The sequence below is a fragment of the Sporosarcina sp. Y1009 genome (genome assembly GCF_057669865.1).
On record NZ_JBYHFO010000003.1, the window covers coordinates 277,937 to 296,399 of the forward strand.

The following is an 18,463-nucleotide window of genomic DNA, read 5'->3' on the forward strand; positions in this document are numbered from 1 at the left end:
AATGTTTTCAAAGATTTACCAGATAGAAAGTGGTAAACTGAACTTATATTCAATTAATTCTATAAGAAATCTGATTTATATTGAAAGGTAGTTTAAATTGAAAAAAAACAGAAAAATATTTGGGGTATTATTTTTACTTATTGGACTGATCTTGATATCTATTCCGCTCTATCATGAATGGCAACAGAACAAAAGCTTATCTGCTTTAGAAAAAGCAATGAGCCTAATAGCTGAATCAGACGGGAAACCTGTTGACTTATCAGCTATCGACAACCTTCCATTTACGGAAGAAGAAATAAAAAATATACTAGAATTAGAAATTCCATATATTGACATAAAACAAAAAGTGTTAAGTCGGACGACGGAAGAAAATCTTGCCATTGCACTAACGCAAATTAAAGAAGACCAGGTTCCGGGAAGTGGAAATTTTACAATAGCTGGGCATAGAGGGTATCGGGACGGACGCCATTTTAGTAATTTAGCCGAAGTACCCATAGGTGAAAAAGTATACTTGCATACCCCGGAGCAAACATTTGTTTACGAAATCACGGGTTCAGAAGTGATTGAACCGACGAATATCGGTGTGCTAGAAGATACAAAAGATGCTAACGAAATCACGTTGATCACTTGTACGATATCAGGAGCCGACCGAGTAGCAGTCAAAGGAAAACTAATTGATACAATTGTGAACTAGACTAGAAATATCCGGGGGGAAATTCAATGAAGGCAGTTATAGTTGATGATGAGCAACTTGCAATAGAAGTACTTTCAATTTCACTTTCTAAAATTGAAAGTATTGAAATCGTAGGGAAATACACCAATCCCATACTGGCGCTAGAGGAAATTGGGGAATTGAATGCAGATGTCGTCTTTCTTGATATGGAAATGGGCGAACTACACGGTCTTCAATTTGCTGGAAAACTAGTAGAGAAGCTTCCGCATATTGATATTGTTTTTATCACAGCACATTCACAATTTGCGCTAGAGGCATATGAAGTTTATGCTGTTGATTATTTACTGAAACCTATAAATAGTAAGCGATTGGTTAGGACAATAGCTGAGCTACGTAAGAGAATGACAACTAAACCAACAAGAAAAAAAGAAATTCTGAATGAAGAAAAATACTTAGTTGCCCGGACAATGGGGAGCTTCCATTTACTCGACTCGAATAACAATGAAGTAAAATGGCGAACGAAGAAAGTGAAGGAGCTTTTTGTTTATTTATGTCATCATAGTTCAAATCCAGTTCATAGATCCAGAATTTTAGAGGATCTCTGGAATGATCTTCCAGAAGACCGAGCAACAACGCTGATGCACACGACCTTGTATCAATTGCGAAAAACGATTAGGGAGATTGGTTTTTCCAATCCAGTAGAATTGGTGAATGAGCACTACAGGATTAATGTCCCAATCGAAAGTGATTTTATAAAACTCGAAAGTATGATTCAATCGGCCGATATAACGCCGCACATGATTCAGGATAGTATTGAGTTGTATAGGGGCAATTATTTAGAAGGCGAAGATTATAATTGGGCCCTTTCTACACAATATAAGATGAAAGGTGCTTTTCTAGATTTTTTAGAGAGGTATACACGTAGCGAAACAAAAAAGCAGGATCAATCATATTTTGTGGAAAAGTGTCTTGAGAAGATGGTCGAACTAGAACCGTATAATGAAAAGTTTGTTTACTATCTTGTAGAATTTTTCGGAAAAACGAAAAGCTTTTCAAAATTAGTCGAAGCTATTAAAAAAAGTAATAAAATATGGGTAGAAGAATTAGGTATTGATTTGCCTGACGAGATAATTGAAATATACAATAATCACATCATCCTTTCATGAACTTTTTTATATGGATACAGAATAGGGGGTTTAAGATTTCAGTGGTTATCAGAAATTTCGGTGCTATTCCTTCAAAAGTATTAGGTGAAAGTTATATGAAATTAGTAATAATATGATAGTTTTACAATTAAAATTATAAATTAGAATTAAGAGATTACAGACCGTTCCGGTGATTGGAAGGTACTGTAGTCTTTTTTTTTATGATTTCTATTAATGGAATTTCTTTTCTGGCTTTATTGAATTAATGTTCATAATTTGTTCAGTTATACTATAGTACCATTTAAGAGTGTGAAATTTTCATCGAACTCTTCTCGCTTAGTACTTTAAGTCTGAGGATTGATATCCTATTATATTTGCAAGAGGAGTGATCAATAACGTTTTTTTAAGTTAATTGTACAAAAATTAGAGGGGGATATTCACATGTTTAAAAAGTTTAATGTATTTGCATTAGCACTTTTAATTATTGGGCAAACGATTCTAGGTCCAATGGCCGTAAGTGCTGAAGCGTTACCAGCATCAGAACCTGAAGTCATCGAAGTTGATACAACTGAATCAGAAGTTGATGGGGCTACGGAAGATGATGAAGGACAAAGTGAATCAATTGAAGACGATTCAGCCGAAGAAACAAACGATGAAGCTGATGAAGACACAGGTGAAATTGACGAACCTGAAGAAGTAGAATCTGATGTTGAAGAAAGCGCAACAAAGGAGTCTACAACTGAAAAAGAAGAAACAAATAAAGGAAATAAAACAGAAGTTAAAGAAGAAAATACAGAAGTTAAAGAAGAAACTAAAGTCGATGATGAAAAGAGTGTGACCAATGCACCGTCAGAAGTCACAGAAAATATACTCACTAGCGCTGAAATCATTATCTTGGACGAAAATGGCAATATTATCGAAAGTGCGGACCTTAATTCAATCATTTCGATGAATTATACATGGGCACTTGAGAACAACCATGGTTATACAGCGGGCTCGACATTCACATTTCAAGTTCCATCAGAATTAGAGGTTTACGAAATTGTTGACAATGAAACAATGCGCGCAGCAAATGGCGATATTGTTGGGTATTTTTCAGTCGCAATGGATGGAACAGCAACAATTGTGTTTACCGATTATATTGAGAACCACTCCAACGTATCAGGAACACTTCAAATCGCAACTGAATTAAGAGAAGACCTTATCGTTACAGAAGATAAGGAAATTATCATCACACCAATTGAAGGTGAAGCATCGATTGTTGTGCCAATTACTTATCATCCAGGCGGACCATCAGTTGAAAAAAAGGGTATCCCGAACAAAGGATATAATACTGAAACAATTGAATGGACAGTGGACTTCAATAAAACATTGGAAACTGTGGAAAATGCAGTTTTAAGCGATCCAATTCAAGCAGGGCAAGCATTACAATCAGGAACTATCAAGCTATACCACTTAATTACTCAAATAGACGGGACTACTACTCAAGGTGAGGAAGTAGATGCAAGCGCGTATACAATCGGAAAAACTGTAGCTGGAGCCGATTTTATAATCGATTTTGGTGGCGATATCTCGACTGCCTACCGCGTTGTCTATACGACTGATATTACTGATCAAGACCAAGCGGATTTTAGAAACACAGCAACATTATTATCAAATAATACCAAAGTTGCGGATGCAACAGCATCTGTTAAGGTTCAAAGAGGCACGCCATTGGATAAAAGAAGTGCCCGTTATGATGCAGCAACACAAACCATTACTTGGGAAATCAAGTATAACTACAATGAAAAAAATATAGCAGAAGCAGATGCGCTATTGAAAGATTTGTTCAATGGTAGTCAAGAACTTCTGGCAGATTCATTTGTTGTTCAAGAAGTTACAATTGATGGAAACGGTGCAGAAGTCGGATGGAATGAAATCGATTCAGGCTTTACTGTGACACCAATATCTGAAGATGGCAAAAACGGATTTACATTTGCTTTCAATCATGATGTAGAAAAAGCCTATAAAATTGTCTATAAAACCAAAGCTACGGACCGTGTTTTCGACGGCGAAACGATTGTCAACGAAGTCAGCACGAAAGACGATTATGCTAAAGGTGACCGATGGATTGGTCAACAAATCCTGTTTAAGAATCATGGCACGCCAAATTATGCGGATAAAACAGTAGATTGGACAATCAGTTTTAACCATGACAGTCATGAAATGAAAAACGTTACATTAACAGACGTATTTACGAACAAAGGACTAACGCTACTACCAGATACGCTTGTAATTACCAATACTGAAAAAACGTTAGAACTAGGTGTGGATTATGAATTAATCTCAAATGGTGAAAATGGTTTTAATATTGAGTTCAAAAACACCATCACTACACCACACACAATTAAGTACAAGACGAGCTTTGATTATAACCAAAGAGAAAACAAAGATTTAAATTACTTGCAAAACGGCGTAACGCTGACTTGGGAAGATAAAGATGGCGTTGATAAATCAAAAGAAGCGAAATCTAATTTTACACCTGATGGTTACACACAATCCAACGGTTTCAAAAACGGCTCATACAATGCTGTTTCAAAAGAAATCACTTGGAATATCGGGGTAAACTATAATCTTCAAACGGTTGAAAATGCTTCTGTTGAAGACTTTATTCTAGGGAATCAGAAACTCATTAAAGATTCAATCGAAGTCTATGAGATGAAGCTTACTGGCGGGGCGAACGGAACTGAAGTAAAAGAATTGGTCCCTGGTGTGGATTACTCAATTAGTTGGGTAGAAAAAGACGGGAATCCAGGTTTTCTTGTGAAGTTTAACAGTACGATTACAAAACCTTATATGGTTACGTACAAAACTAGCTTAGCAGATGCGAATTTCATTGACGGGCAGTACTATAATACAGCAACAGTTTATGAAGGTACTGAGAAAGTAACAGATTTGAATGCGGATGTATCGATTCCACATGGTGGGGCGTATACAACTAAATCGGGTACACAGAACGGAAAGATTATCGATTGGTCTGTCAATATTAACTTTGCGCAATCGAAAGTTACAAATGCAGCAATCACTGATACACCAAGCACGAACCAATCACTGTTGGAACAATCATTCCATCTCTATGCAACTGAAGTTGCTGAAAATGGGACGGTAACAAAAGGTGATGAGTTGACACTTGGTGAAGATTACACGCTTGAATTTAGTGAAGACCCATATTCATTCGAACTCAAGTTCACAGAAGAAATTAGTGAACCGTATATTTTAGAATATCAATCACTAATTCTTGCAAAACCAGGCGACAACGTGAATAATGCTGTTAAATTTAGCGGCGAGAATGTTGAAGAAGGTGATGCCACTGAGTCTAGTAGTCGTGTGAATGTTAGATATACTTCGGGCATGGGAACTGGTAACGGTGAAGTTAGTAGATTGACAGTTACCAAAACCGATGCAACTACTGGCGAAGTTCTTAACGGTGCAACCTTTACTTTAAAAGATGCAGACAGTGGAACAGTCATTAAAACGGCAACTACCGATGAAAATGGTGTCATCACTTTTGATCGATTGCTATATGGTGACTATATTTTAGTTGAAGATGAAGCGCCTGAGGGCTATCTTACAGTTCAAAAAGAGACATTCATTACGATTAATCAGCCATATGAAGAAGGCCATGAAACGCAAGTTGGAAATGAAATAACAATTACAAACCAAAAGATTATCCGCGCAGTTCAGCTAGAAAAAGTGGACAGTGAAAATTCTGAGCTTAAACTAGCAGGCGCAAACTTTGAGCTACAACGAAAAGTTGGGGATAACTGGAATACGATCGGATTACTTGTAACGGACGATAAAGGAATTCTTTACAAAGAAGGACTAGAGCCGGGCGAGTACCGATTTATTGAAAGAATTGCACCATATGGTTATCACGTAGATGACACACCGATTCCATTTACAATTGGTGAAAACCAAACTGAAGTATTAACAGTAGGACCTATTGCAAATGAAATTATCAAGGGTGCTGTTGAACTTACAAAAGTCGATAAAGATAACCGACAAACAGTATTAGAAGGTGCCCTCTTTGAATTACAAGATGAAGAAGGCAATACACTTCAAGAAGATTTAACAACTGAAGAGAATGGTAAAATTGTCGTAACTGATTTAATGCCAGGAAACTATCAGTTTGTCGAAACACAGGCACCACATGGTTATAAATTAAATCAGACGCCAATCGAATTTACGATTGTAGCAGCACAAAACACGATTATAAAAGTAACAGCGTTGAATGAAATCATTTTAGGATCAGTCGTTCTCACGAAAGTGGACGAAGACGATTCAGAAATTACATTGGATGGCGCAGTATTTGAATTACAAGATGCTGATGGAAATGTCATTCAAAGTGGAATTTCAACAAATGATGAAGGAAAAATTACAATCAAAAACTTAACACCAGGTGACTATCAATTCGTGGAAACGAAAGCACCTACTTACTATCAACTTGACCCAACACCAATTGAATTTACAATTGACATGGGTGAAAACGAAATCGCAATTCCTGTCACTGTACCAAACAAATTAATAACAGGTTCTGTCGAATTGACAAAAGTTGATATAGATAACAACGAAATCACATTAGAAGGTGCAGTATTTAAACTTCTAAATGAAGCAGGCGAAACGCTTGAAGAAGAGTTGACAACAGATAATGATGGAAAGATTACTGTAGAAAACTTGAAACCAGGCAAGTATCAATTCGTCGAAACACAAGCACCTACGTATTATCAATTAGATAATAAAGTAATTGACTTCGAGATTGAGAAGACTAGAACGGTTGTAGATATTCAGCTACTTGAAATTACAGTTGAAAACGAACTAATCACGGGATCCGTCGAGTTAACGAAAGTTGACGAAGACGATAATTATGCACCAATGTCTGGTGTGGTCTTCGAATTATCATCTCTAGATGGATTTGATCTTGAAGAAACAACATTCACAACGAACGAAGAAGGAAAAATCATTGTAAATGAGTTAAAACCAGGTCTCTATGAATTTACTGAAGTAGAAACATGGTTTGGCTATGATTTAGTAGAAGCGCCAATCGGATTTGAAATTATTAAAGGTCAAACTGAGGTAGATATTCCGAAGTTTACAGTTGGCAATGAGCTACTAACAGGTTCTGTCGAGTTATTGAAAGTTGATGTAGACAACGAAAACGCAGTAATGTCAGGCGTAGTTTTCGAACTTACTTCACTAGACGGACTTGATCTCGAAACAACAACGTTTACAACGAATGAAGAAGGAAAAATCGTTGCAGACAATCTAAAACCAGGTAAGTACCAATTCACTGAAGTAGCAGCGCCATTTGGTTATGACTTACTCGAGGAACCAATCGAGTTTGAAATTGTTAAAGGTCAAACTGAATTGGAGATTCCACTACTAACAGTTGTGAACGAATTGACTACAGGTTCCGTTCAATTATTGAAAGTTGACGTGGACAACGACAATGCACCATTGTCAGGTGTTGTTTTCGAACTAACTTCATTAGACGGACTTGAGTTAGCAGAAACAGAATTTCCAACGGATGAAGAAGGAAAAATAGTTGTAGATAACCTGAAACCAGGTAACTACCAATTGACTGAAATAGAAACACTGTTCGGCTATGATTTACTCGAAGAACCAATCGCGTTTGAGATTATCATCGGCCAAACAGAACTAGAAATTCCAGCACTCACCGTTGGGAATGAGTTGACTACAGGTTCAGTCGAGTTATTGAAAGTCGATGTAGACAACGACAATGCACCATTATCAGGCGTTGTATTCGAACTTACTTCTTTAGATGGACTTGAGTTAACAGCAACAGAATTTACAACTGACGAAGAAGGAAAAATAGTTGTAGATAACCTGAAACCAGGTAAGTACCAATTCACTGAAGTAGAAGCACCATTTGGTTATGACTTACTCGAGGAACCTATCGAGTTTGAAATTGTTAAAGGTCAAACAGAACTGGAAATTCCAGCACTAACAGTTGAAAACGAATTGTCTACAGGCTCTGTCGAGTTACTAAAAGTAGACATAGATAATGAAAATGGACCAATGTCAGGCGTCGTCTTTGAACTTACTTCACTAGACGGACTAAATCTTGAAGAAACAACGTTTACAACGAACGAAGAAGGAAAAATTATTGTAGACGGTCTAAAACCAGGCCACTATGAGTTTACTGAGATCGAAACATTGTTCGGCTATGATCTACTCGAAGAACCAATCGACTTTGAGATTATCATTGGCCAAACAGAACTAGAAATTCCAGCACTAACAGTTGGGAATGAGTTAACAACAGGTTCAGTCGAGTTATTGAAAGTTGATGTAGACAACGACAATGCACCATTATCAGGCGTTGTATTCGAACTTACTTCTTTAGATGGACTTGAGTTAACAGAAACAGAATTTACAACTGACGAAGAAGGAAAAATTGTTGTAGATAACCTGAAACCAGGTAAGTACCAATTCACTGAAGTAGAAGCACCATTTGGTTATGACTTACTTGAAGAGCCAATCGCGTTCGAAATCGTTAAAGGCCAAACAGAGTTGGAAATTCCACTACTAACAGTTGTGAACGAATTGTCTACAGGTTCCGTTCAATTATTGAAAGTTGACGTAGATAACGACAATGCACCATTGTCAGGCGTTGTTTTCGAGCTAACTTCATTAGACGGACTTGAGTTAACAGAAACAGAATTTACGACGGATGAAGAAGGAAAAATTGTTGTAGAAAACCTGAAACCAGGTAAGTACCAATTCACTGAAGTAGCAGCACCGTTTGGCTATGACCTACTCGAAGCACCAATCGGATTTGAGATTATCATTGGTCAAACAGAACTAGAAATTCCGGCACTTACAGTTGGGAACGAGTTAACTACTGGATCTGTCGAATTAACTAAAGTTGATAAAGACAATAACGAGTTAACTTTAGAAGGAGCTATTTTCGAACTACAAGATTCTGAAGGCGTAACATTGCAAGAAGGTCTAACAACTGATGAAGACGGGAAGCTCGTCGTGACTGATCTTAAACCAGGTGACTATCAATTCGTTGAGACAGAAGCTCCGTTTGGTTATGATTTAGATGTCACGCCGATTAAATTTAAGATTGATATTGGGCAAACTGAAATCGCAATTACCATCGTAAGTAACGAATTGACAACAGGTTCTGTAGAATTAATAAAAGTTGACAAAGACAATCAAGAAATCACATTGTCCGGTGCGGAATTTAGCCTACTAGACGCAGATGGTAATCTGATTGAAGAAGGATTGACAACGAACGAAGAAGGAAAAATTGTTGTCGATAATTTAAAACCAGGTAATTATCAGTTTGTAGAAACGAAAGCACCAACAGATTATCAACTTGCTCCAACACCAATTCACTTTACAATTGATAAAGGGCAAGAAGTAGTACTCACAGTACTAGCTGAGAACGAGTTAATCACGGGATCAGTGGAACTTACAAAGGTTGACAAAGACAATGAGGAATTGACTTTATCTGGAGCTGAATTTGAATTACAAGATGCCGAGGGTAATACACTTCAAGAAGGTCTTACAACTGACAAAGATGGCAAATTAGTTGTAAATGATTTAAAACCGGGTGACTATCAATTCGTAGAAACCAAAGCACCATTTGGTTACGATTTAGATCCAACACCAATCACATTTACGATTGAAAGAAGCCAAGTTGAGATTCTGACACTCACAATGGTTAACGAATTATCAACAGGGTCTGTCGAGTTAACTAAAGTCGACAAAGACAATGCTGCTGTCACGTTAGCTGGCGCAGAATTTGAATTACAAGATGTAGATGGAAATACGCTACAAACAGGCCTAACAACAAACGCTAAGGGTAAAATTGTTGTAAATAATTTAAAACCTGGCAACTACCAGTTTGTTGAAACCAAAGCACCAGTTGGATACGAATTAGATTCAACACCAATTCCATTTGAAATTGTAATCGGGCAAGAAACAGCGATTGCATTAACAGTGGATAATGTAAAAACACCGGTAGAAGAAGACAAACCTGTAACACCAATTAAGCCGGAAAAGCCAAGCAAACCTGAAACACCAGGTGGCATACTTCCACAAACAGGTGAAGAGCAGTTCATGTATATGATGATACTAGGTGCTCTATTCTTAGTAGCAGGCGGAGCACTCTTATATCGCAACAGAAGATCAGAAGCATAAAAAATTAAGAAAGTCCTTATAGCTGCATTGGCTATAGGGACTTTCTTTTTTAAAATTAAAAATGTGTCGATGAATGTCTTGTGCTTCGTCAATATAAATGATGTCCGCATAATTCATCATGCTTTCCGAATTCCTCTCCCATCCCAGCGCACCAATTCAAAGACACGCTTAGAACTCCATCTCAATGCGCCTGACTCCTTGGAATGCAATATGCACAATAAAAAAGCCACCCGCTAGATCTAGCGGGTGGCTCCCAAGACTTAAGATATCTTACTCTCTTGAAACACTCGTTCAATCTTCTTACGCCCTTCATCAATCCCAGGGTGGAATTGAATAGAAGCAGCATCACGTACAACTTTAACATTTTCAACAGCTTGCTCGATTTTAGCGTCAATATCTTTATGGTTCCGCAGTTTTTGCTTCACAATAGATAATCCAGCTAATTCTCCTTGCGCCCTTGCGACTTTTGCGCTTTCGATGCCTGTGATGTTGCCGGCAACGAAAAGTCCTTCGAGTGGCGTTTCCATTTGCTCATTGTGGACAGGAACATGTCCGCCTAATTCCTCGATGTATTTGAACGGACAACCGATAACAGAGGCAAGTTCGGCTAGTGGATAAAGTCCACCCGCGATACAAACGAAGTCGACGTCAATGACTTTTTCGCTACCATTGATAATATTGCCATCTGCAGTAATATCGACCATCGTCACAGATTCTACTTTTTCAGTTCCATTAATTTTAACAACGGCTTTTCGAATGTGAATGGGCATGCCCCACATTTTCACGCCGCCTTTTGGATAAAAGGAAACTGCGATGTTACGAACCCATTCTGCCTTCGCGAATTTACTCCCGAAGCGCAAGAAAGCTGATGGTGCTAAATGGGCGATACGCACCAATCCTTCCATTACTTTTCGAGGATTTGCGTGATTTTTCGTAACTGGGTTACTCGCCGGTAATGCCATGCTATGTAGCTCAATACCAGCCAGTTGCAACTCGCGAGCAATGGCAGCGGATAAAACGTTCACACCGACAACGACGCCTTTATTTCCAACGCGTACGCGGTGGACGTTCGTCATTACTTGTGCCGCCCCGATTGACATAACACCCGGAAGTGTCCAGCCCGGAATTGGCGCGGCAGTTTCAGCTGCGCCGGTTGCGATTAACAGATTTTCCGATTCGAAAACGCCTTCATTTGTATGAACTGCATAGCCGTGATCAGTTTTTTCAATATGATGAGCGGAAATTCCACATTTAATTTCGGTTTGTAAAGCGGTTGCTTTATCTGTCAAAATCCGTGTTTCTTCGATGCCATTCCACCATTCTCCACTTGGTTCTTGATGAAGTTGACCAAGAAGTCGACCGCCTGGTTTTGGAAATTCATCGATAACAAGAACGTGCAGGTTTGATTCTCTGCAGGCAGTGGCAGCTGATAATCCAGCAGGACCCGCACCGATGATAACTACGTCATACATGCGGTTCACCTTCCTTTTTGCTTGCGGTTGCTCTTTCGAAATCCGCATATGTACGCGGCCATTCTTCCGGTTTTGTGTTGAACGGTGCAGCTTGTATTTTTCCACTATCGACTTTCATGTTTTCATGAATGGTTGTCATGCATGCACGAACGCCGTTCACATCATCGACCGTGACACGACATTCAAAACAATGCCCAATGTTGCAGTAGATTGCGCGCGGTGCACCGGTTTCTTCGTGCACACGCAATTGGCGAATGCCGTTTGCAAGTAAGGCAGAAGCAATGGTGTCACCTTCAAAACCTGTATATGTCGTTCCATCAAAAGTAAACTTAACGGATGTTTGGTTCTCTAACTTACCTAAAACTGGATGATCGGTAATCCGATTATTCATCATCGATTTTTACCTCCCAATACAGATAGTGAGACAGGTCGAACAGGGGGTTGAACCTTTAATGGAATATCATGACCTGGTTTTTCTCCTGTAACTTTTTCAAGTACAGCATCTACTGCTGGACGACATGTGCGACCTCCACAATAGCCCATTCCTGCGCGCGTCCGCAGTTTTAACTCCCGGGCTGAACAGCTGTATTTACTTGCTGTATTTTCAATGTCTTCAAGAGACACTTCTTCACATCTACAGATAATCAATTTATCCATAAGGCCAGTCCTCCCTTTACCATACCAATTATTATGTAACTGCTTACATTTTTACTTGAAGAAAAGTTTGACACACGATCCCCTCCTATTCTAACATATATATTAGTAGAGCAATAATAAAAATTATAAAAACAGAAGGTTGTTTAACGCTTTTCTATTATAAGAGTCGCCTAAACGATTTGTCTGTCTCAAAAGGGGGAGTAGGCATATGTCGAAACAAAATCATGCAGAGGTAGCGATCATTGGCGGTGGGATTGTCGGCTCAGCCATCGCATATTACGTTGCGAAATCAGGAATCGATTGCGTCTTAATCGAAAAAAATGATATTGCCAGTGGAACATCTTCAAGATGTGATGGGAACGTTACAATCGTAGATAAAGATCCAGGTTTTGATAGTTTGATGTCTCTAAAAAGCCAAGAGTTAACCGTGGATTTACAACACGAGTTGGACTTGGATTTTGAATATCGTGCACTTGGCAGTTTACTTGTGTGTGAAAATGACCATGAAATGCAAGCGGCAGCCGAATGGGTAGACATTCAAACGCAAGCTGGTTTGAAGTTCAAATTATTGGACCGCGAAGATTTACGTCAAGAGTCACCTTATTTTGCAGACGACATTCCAGGTGGCTTAGAATGCGAAACTGATTCTCTTATTAATCCTTATTTGTTTTGTTATTCACTGATTGATAAAGCGAAGCAATACGGTTTAAAATTACAGACACAGACTGAAGTTACAGGAATTACCAAAAAAGAGCACTTTACAATTGAAACAACAAACGGTACATTTACAGCTAAGAAAGTTGTGAATGCTGCAGGTGTCTGGGCACCGTTTATAGGCAAGATGTTGGATTTAGACATTCCAATCACGCCAAGAAAAGGGCATATTATCGTCGGTGCAAGGCAAAAGCCGGTTATGATGCGAAATGTTATGGAATTCGGTTATTTGATGAACAAGTTCGGGCGTGACCGCATCGTTGATAAGCGAACAGAAAATCATGGGGTAGCACTCGTATTAGAACCGACTGAAAGTCAAAACTTTTTAATCGGCAGCAGTCGTCAATTCGTCGGGTATGATGGAAGAATCGACATGAATGTTGTTGAAACAATGGCGATGAGAGCACTTCGTTTTTATCCGAAAATGAATGATTTTACGATGATTCGAGCGTATACTGGGTTTAGGCCTTGGACAGAAGACCATCTGCCAATTGTTTCGGAAGTCGAGAAAATTCCTGGATTTTACATCGCAGCAGGTCATGAAGGGGACGGAATTAGTTTAGCAACCGTAACTGGGAAGCTCATTGAGGAATTAATCAATGGAAAAACGACAACCATTCCAACAGATCCACTTCGATTTGACCGTTTTGATAAAGTACCAGTTCTAACGGGCATTAACGGGCAGTAAGCTGCCCACCTTAAAGGAAAGGTGGGCGGGTCAACTGCCCGTAAATGCCCGATTGGTTCAACTAACAATCAGTTAGGAAGAATTGAACTGCATTCTTCTTAACTGATTGAAGTTTCACTATATATCAGACAGTGGCTATCTTGAATGCTGCGGTAAAATTGCAGAGGTTAGGATGGCTTTTTTATTAACTAATACATATATATCAAAAGGGGAAATTTACGACTATTGGGGGAAATAAATATGTTCAGAGCTTTAAAGATGGCGAGTGCATTTATCGGTATCATCGTCGGCGCAGGGTTTGCTTCGGGAAAAGAGATTGTCCAGTATTTCACGAGTTTTGGACTATTGGGTACAATCGGTGCAATTTTGTCTACAGCATTATTTGCGTATCTCGGCATGACATTGACTAGACTAGGAAGTCGCACGCGGACAACTTCCCATAAAGAAGTCATTTATAAAATAAGTGGTCCTTATCTTGGTGTTGTTGTCGACGCCATTATTGTCTTTACATTATTTGGTGTCGGTGTTGTCATGCTGGCAGGTGCAGGCTCTGTTTTGAATCAACAATTTGGACTTGAACCGTATATTGGTAATCTACTAATGGCTGTTTTAGTTATGGGTACAATCATGATGAATGTGAATCGTGTAATTGCTGTGATAGGTAGTATTACGCCATTCCTTATCCTGACGATTATTATTATTGCGATCTATTCAGTTCTTACCATGGACTCATCTTTCGCAGCATTAAATCCGATTGCGATGGACTTGGACACGACATTGCCGAATTGGTTCATTTCCTCGATTAACTATGTGTCCTTTAATATTGCAGTAGGGGCTGCGATGGCACTTGTTTTGGGTGGTGCTGAGAAAGACGAGAAGACAGCAGCACTTGGTGGCTTATTCGGGGGACTTGGTCTTGGAATCATGATTATTATTAGTCATCTGGCGATCTATTCTAAAGTAGATGTGGTAGGACTTTATGACATGCCGATGTTGAAACTCGTTGATGATATATCGCCGATTTTAGGTATCTTCATGTCAATTATTCTATTTGGAATGGTGTTTAATACAGGCGTTGGCATGTTCTATGCATTTGTCGCTCGGTTTGCAGTTATGCATACAAGGAAGGCAGATGTGCTAATTGTTGTGACCGTAGCTGTTGGTTTGGCCTTAAGTTTCATGGGCGGCTTTACATTCCTTGTTTCTAAAGTCTATCCATTCATCGGCTACATTGGCCTATTCCTCATCGCGGCCTTAATCTACGCACCTTTTAAATTAGCAAAAGATAGACGTATACAGAAAAAGTAATAGATATTGCTGGGTACCTTTTGACATCTAAGGTATCCAGTTTTTTAATTTCATTCGACTAGATATAGATTATGTTTTGCCAGTAGCTAGATTTAAATGCTTGTGCTACAGTTAATTCGAATATACGTAATGGGGGAGTAGCTATGAAAGTATTGGCAATAGATATCGGGGGAACATCCATAAAGCTCTGTATAGCTGATGAAAAAGGAACAGTTACGGAGTTTCAAGAAATTGAGTCTGGTGCTTCTCAAGGTGGGACGTACCTTGTTGATAATCTGATTGAAGTGATATCAGCGAATTACACAGATTTCGAAGCAATTGGCATTAGTACGGCTGGTCAAGTGAATAGTCAGGAAGGCATAATCATTTATGCCAATGAAAATTTTCCTGACTTTACAGGTACAAATTTAAGAAAGATTTTTCAAGAAAAGTTCGAAGTCCCTGTAAAAATTGAGAACGACGTGAATTCAGCTGCATTAGGCGAAAAGCATTTCGGTGCAGGTCGACAATATAATGACTTTCTATGTTTAACTTACGGGACAGGAATTGGTGGCGCGATTGTTATTAACTCCGAAGTGTACAAAGGCGCGAATGGCTCCGCGGCTGAAGTTGGCCATATGATCGCACACCCAGGGGGGAAGCCTTGTAATTGTGGATGTGTAGGTTGCTATGAAATGTACGGATCGACAACTGCATTAGTGAAACAAGCACTCAAAGTTAACGCAGCATACGTAAATGGACGCAAAATCTTTGAAGGACTTGAAAAAGGCGATGACCAACTCGAAAAGGTGCTTGCAGACTGGATTTCAGAAGTCAGTTACGGTCTCGTATCTCTCACGCATATCTTTAATCCACCAGCCATCCTCATCGGCGGCGGCGTTATGGAACAAGAAAAGTTAGTCGAATTAGTTCGAATAAAAGTTCAAGAACAAATCATCAACAGTTTTTCCGACGTAGAAATTCTGAAGGCTCAGCTGGGGAATAAAGCAGGATTACTCGGTGCTGCTTCTTTGCATTTTAGTAAGGTTGAGTAATAGTTTTCAATAAAACTTACCTTATATATTGGCATCTACTGAAAATTCTAGTACTAAAACAAGTATTAGTTCGGTACGCGGTAAATTTTTATTCAGTACCCTCAGATAATAGAAGGTACTGAATAATTTCTTAATAAAAGGTTGCTTTCGTACGGGTAAAAAGTCCCGACTTGCAAGCAAATCTCTTTAAGTGCAAGCAAAAGTCATAAAGGTGCAACCAAATAGCGTTCAAGTGCAAGCAAACCCCACCGCGGTGCAAGCAAAATACGTTTGAGTGCAAGCAAATAAACACGTACGAAGCTTTCAACACATACAAGCAGCAAAGGAGTACGAATATGGATAACAACGCTGGATTTATGGGCGCGTTATACGCCCTTAGTGAGTGGGTTATGAGATTCTCGCTCACAAATCTACTATGGATACTATTTAATATACCAATCATCTACTTGCTGCTTACAGCTTTATTCGTAGAGCAACTACAAGATGCACTCTTTTTATTGATTCCTGTGATTCTACTATTACCATTTGTATTCTTTCCAGCCACGACAGCAATGTTTGCGCTGGTACGAGATTGGATCATTAAAGACGAGGGAAACAATCAGTTTTTCAAAAACTACTGGGGTTACTACAAGGAAAATTATAAACGAAGCATGGTTAATGGAATTTTGCTAACTGTTGCATGGGTCATATGGGCAGCTGATATCTATTATTTTTACGAAAAAAATACCGCAATGATGATCCTCTTTATTATCATGGGCATTCTATTACTAGTCTTTTCAATTAACTTGTTTTCAGTAACTGTCCATTTTCATTTAAAGTTTTCAGCATCGTTAAAAAATGCTTTGCTTCTAACAATTGGGAGCCCTGTTTTGTTTTTCGCAGTAGCAATGAGTACTGGTGTAATCATCTATATTAGCTTTAACGTCTTCCGATTTATCATCCCATTTCTAACTGGTTCTCTTATCGCATTTCTCTCTTTTTCAGCGTTTTATCGAAACTACTTAAAGATAATTGAAAAAAAATAGAATAAAGTGTTGCACGATTTAAATTACCGTGTTACTCTAGGGGAGAATAATCTGTGCAAGCGGTTTCATTGCATTCCAATCTGACTAATAGTTGGTCTGGTAAACTAATGCTTCTCATTTATGCAACCGTATTCATTAAACAGAAAAGGGGAGATTTTATTGGGAAACAAAAAGTCTATACGTAGTTTAGTAGCCGTATTTCTAGTTTCTATTCTAGCGTTAGTAGGGTGTTCCGACGATGACAAGGGGAAAGATGCAACATCTGGGGATCAAATCACAATCGATATTTTTCAATTTAAAGTAGAAATCAAAGATCAGTTTGAAGCACTTGTTAAAGTTTATGAGGACGAAAATCCAAACGTAAAAATTAATGTTAAAACGGTAGGCGGCGGAAATGATTATGGGGCATCATTAAAAACGTCATTTTCTTCTGGTGAAGAGCCGGACATTTTCAATGTTGGGGGACCCTCTAGTGTTGAAGAATATAGAGAGTACCTAGCAGATGTTTCGGATACGAAAGCAGTTGAGCAATCCATTGATGGCACGTTGACGGCTGTACAAGACGGCGATGAGGTTTTAGGATTACCATTTAACCAAGAGGGTTATGGTTTAATTTATAACAAAGCAATTTTTGAAAAAGCTGGTCTACGTGCAGATGATATTAAAACATTTGCAGACTTGGAAGAAGCGGTTAAATTACTTGATAGCAAAAAATCCGAGTTAGGCATTGACGCAGTATTTGCATTACCAGCTAAAGAAAAATGGGTGCTAGGTGACCATATTTCAAATATGTTTATCGCACCTGAATTTAATAATGATATAACTGAAGCATATAATTCCAAAACAATTGCATTTGAAAAAGGCGATGAGCTGAAAAGATATTTGGATTTACAAAACACTCATACTGTTCAGCCTGTACTAAGCCTTGATTATTCACAGCAAGTTGAACAATTATTTTCTTTAGAAAAAGTTGCAATGATTCAGCAAGGTAACTGGGTTTACAACTCTGTTTATGATATGGATCCAGAATTAGCTGAAAACGGAATTGGTATTCTTCCAGTTCCAGTTGAAGGATTTGAAGGGAAAATCCCTGCTGGCGTTCCAATGTTCTGGGCTGTAAATGGTAAAAGCGATGACAAAGTTGTTCAAGCCAGTAAAGATTTCTTGGATTGGATGTATACATCTGAGACAGGAAAAACGGCTGTACTTGAAGACTTTAAATTCATACCTGCTTATAAAGGGTATGACGCATCTAAAATCGCAGATCCACTTTCTCAAACAATTTACGAGTACGCTGAAGCCGGAAATACACTCGAAGGATGGGTATATCAAGCTTCGCCGACTGGGTGGAATCAAGAAACACTTGGTGTGAATATTCAGAAGTATTTAAGTGGAGACATGAAGTGGGAAGACGTAATTTCTGAGTCGAAAAGCAAATGGGAAGAAGAACGTAAATAATCAGAAGTAGATAAAACTACAGCTAACAAAAACCTCCTAAAAAAAGATTTTTGTTAGCTGTAATTATTTACAACGGAGGTG

11 protein-coding genes are annotated in these 18,463 nt (G+C 38.7%); 8 read left to right on the forward strand and 3 right to left on the reverse strand.

The window, feature by feature from the left end; all coding sequences use genetic code 11:
- The first annotated feature begins 97 nt into the window (after positions 1-97).
- From AC25Y1_RS05790 to AC25Y1_RS05800, 3 genes are all read left to right on the forward strand, one after another.
- On the forward strand, positions 98-694 hold the full coding sequence (locus AC25Y1_RS05790) for a class D sortase (protein WP_488146999.1): 597 nt from the start codon (positions 98-100) through the stop codon (positions 692-694).
- A gap of 26 nt (positions 695-720) precedes the next feature.
- A complete protein-coding gene (locus AC25Y1_RS05795; protein WP_488147000.1) occupies positions 721-1,839 on the forward strand; it encodes a response regulator in 1,119 nt (372 codons plus the stop codon).
- Between the two features lie 420 nt (positions 1,840-2,259).
- On the forward strand, positions 2,260-10,026 hold the full coding sequence (locus AC25Y1_RS05800; RefSeq protein WP_488147001.1) for a SpaA isopeptide-forming pilin-related protein: 7,767 nt from the start codon (positions 2,260-2,262) through the stop codon (positions 10,024-10,026).
- A 260-nt stretch (positions 10,027-10,286) separates the two neighbouring features.
- Here the strand turns inward: AC25Y1_RS05800 and AC25Y1_RS05805 are convergent, their stop codons facing one another.
- From AC25Y1_RS05805 to AC25Y1_RS05815, 3 genes are read right to left on the reverse strand one after another with little or no spacing between them, the layout of a single operon-like run.
- Positions 10,287-11,498: an NAD(P)/FAD-dependent oxidoreductase gene (locus AC25Y1_RS05805; protein ID WP_488147002.1), complete on the reverse strand. Its 1,212-nt coding sequence runs from the start codon at positions 11,496-11,498 to the stop codon at positions 10,287-10,289.
- Entirely contained in the window at positions 11,491-11,892 is a 402-nt protein-coding gene (locus AC25Y1_RS05810) for a (2Fe-2S)-binding protein (protein WP_488147003.1), read from the reverse strand. Before AC25Y1_RS05810 ends, AC25Y1_RS05805 begins: the two co-directional genes overlap by 8 nt.
- Positions 11,889-12,155 (reverse strand): (2Fe-2S)-binding protein, encoded by a 267-nt coding sequence (locus AC25Y1_RS05815; RefSeq protein WP_488147004.1) that lies wholly within the window; start codon positions 12,153-12,155, stop codon positions 11,889-11,891. The genes AC25Y1_RS05810 and AC25Y1_RS05815 overlap by 4 nt, the downstream gene beginning before the upstream one ends.
- Positions 12,156-12,363: 208 nt before the next feature.
- On the opposite strand from AC25Y1_RS05815, the gene AC25Y1_RS05820 reads away from it, so the two are divergent.
- The 5 genes from AC25Y1_RS05820 to AC25Y1_RS05840 all read left to right on the forward strand — a co-directional run bounded on the left by AC25Y1_RS05820 (position 12,364) and on the right by AC25Y1_RS05840 (position 18,382).
- Positions 12,364-13,557, forward strand: a complete 1,194-nt coding sequence (locus AC25Y1_RS05820) for an NAD(P)/FAD-dependent oxidoreductase (protein WP_488147005.1) — start codon at positions 12,364-12,366, stop codon at positions 13,555-13,557.
- A 240-nt stretch (positions 13,558-13,797) separates the two neighbouring features.
- Positions 13,798-14,865 (forward strand): YkvI family membrane protein, encoded by a 1,068-nt coding sequence (locus tag AC25Y1_RS05825; RefSeq protein WP_488147006.1) that lies wholly within the window; start codon positions 13,798-13,800, stop codon positions 14,863-14,865.
- 143 nt (positions 14,866-15,008) lie between these two features.
- Entirely contained in the window at positions 15,009-15,899 is an 891-nt protein-coding gene (locus AC25Y1_RS05830) for an ROK family protein (RefSeq protein ID WP_488147007.1), read from the forward strand.
- Positions 15,900-16,234: 335 nt separating this feature from the next.
- Positions 16,235-16,924: a YesL family protein gene (locus tag AC25Y1_RS05835; protein WP_488147008.1), complete on the forward strand. Its 690-nt coding sequence runs from the start codon at positions 16,235-16,237 to the stop codon at positions 16,922-16,924.
- 159 nt (positions 16,925-17,083) lie between these two features.
- Complete coding sequence (locus AC25Y1_RS05840) at positions 17,084-18,382, forward strand: ABC transporter substrate-binding protein (RefSeq protein WP_488147009.1); 1,299 nt, start codon at positions 17,084-17,086, stop codon at positions 18,380-18,382.
- The last annotated feature ends 81 nt before the right edge of the window (positions 18,383-18,463 follow it).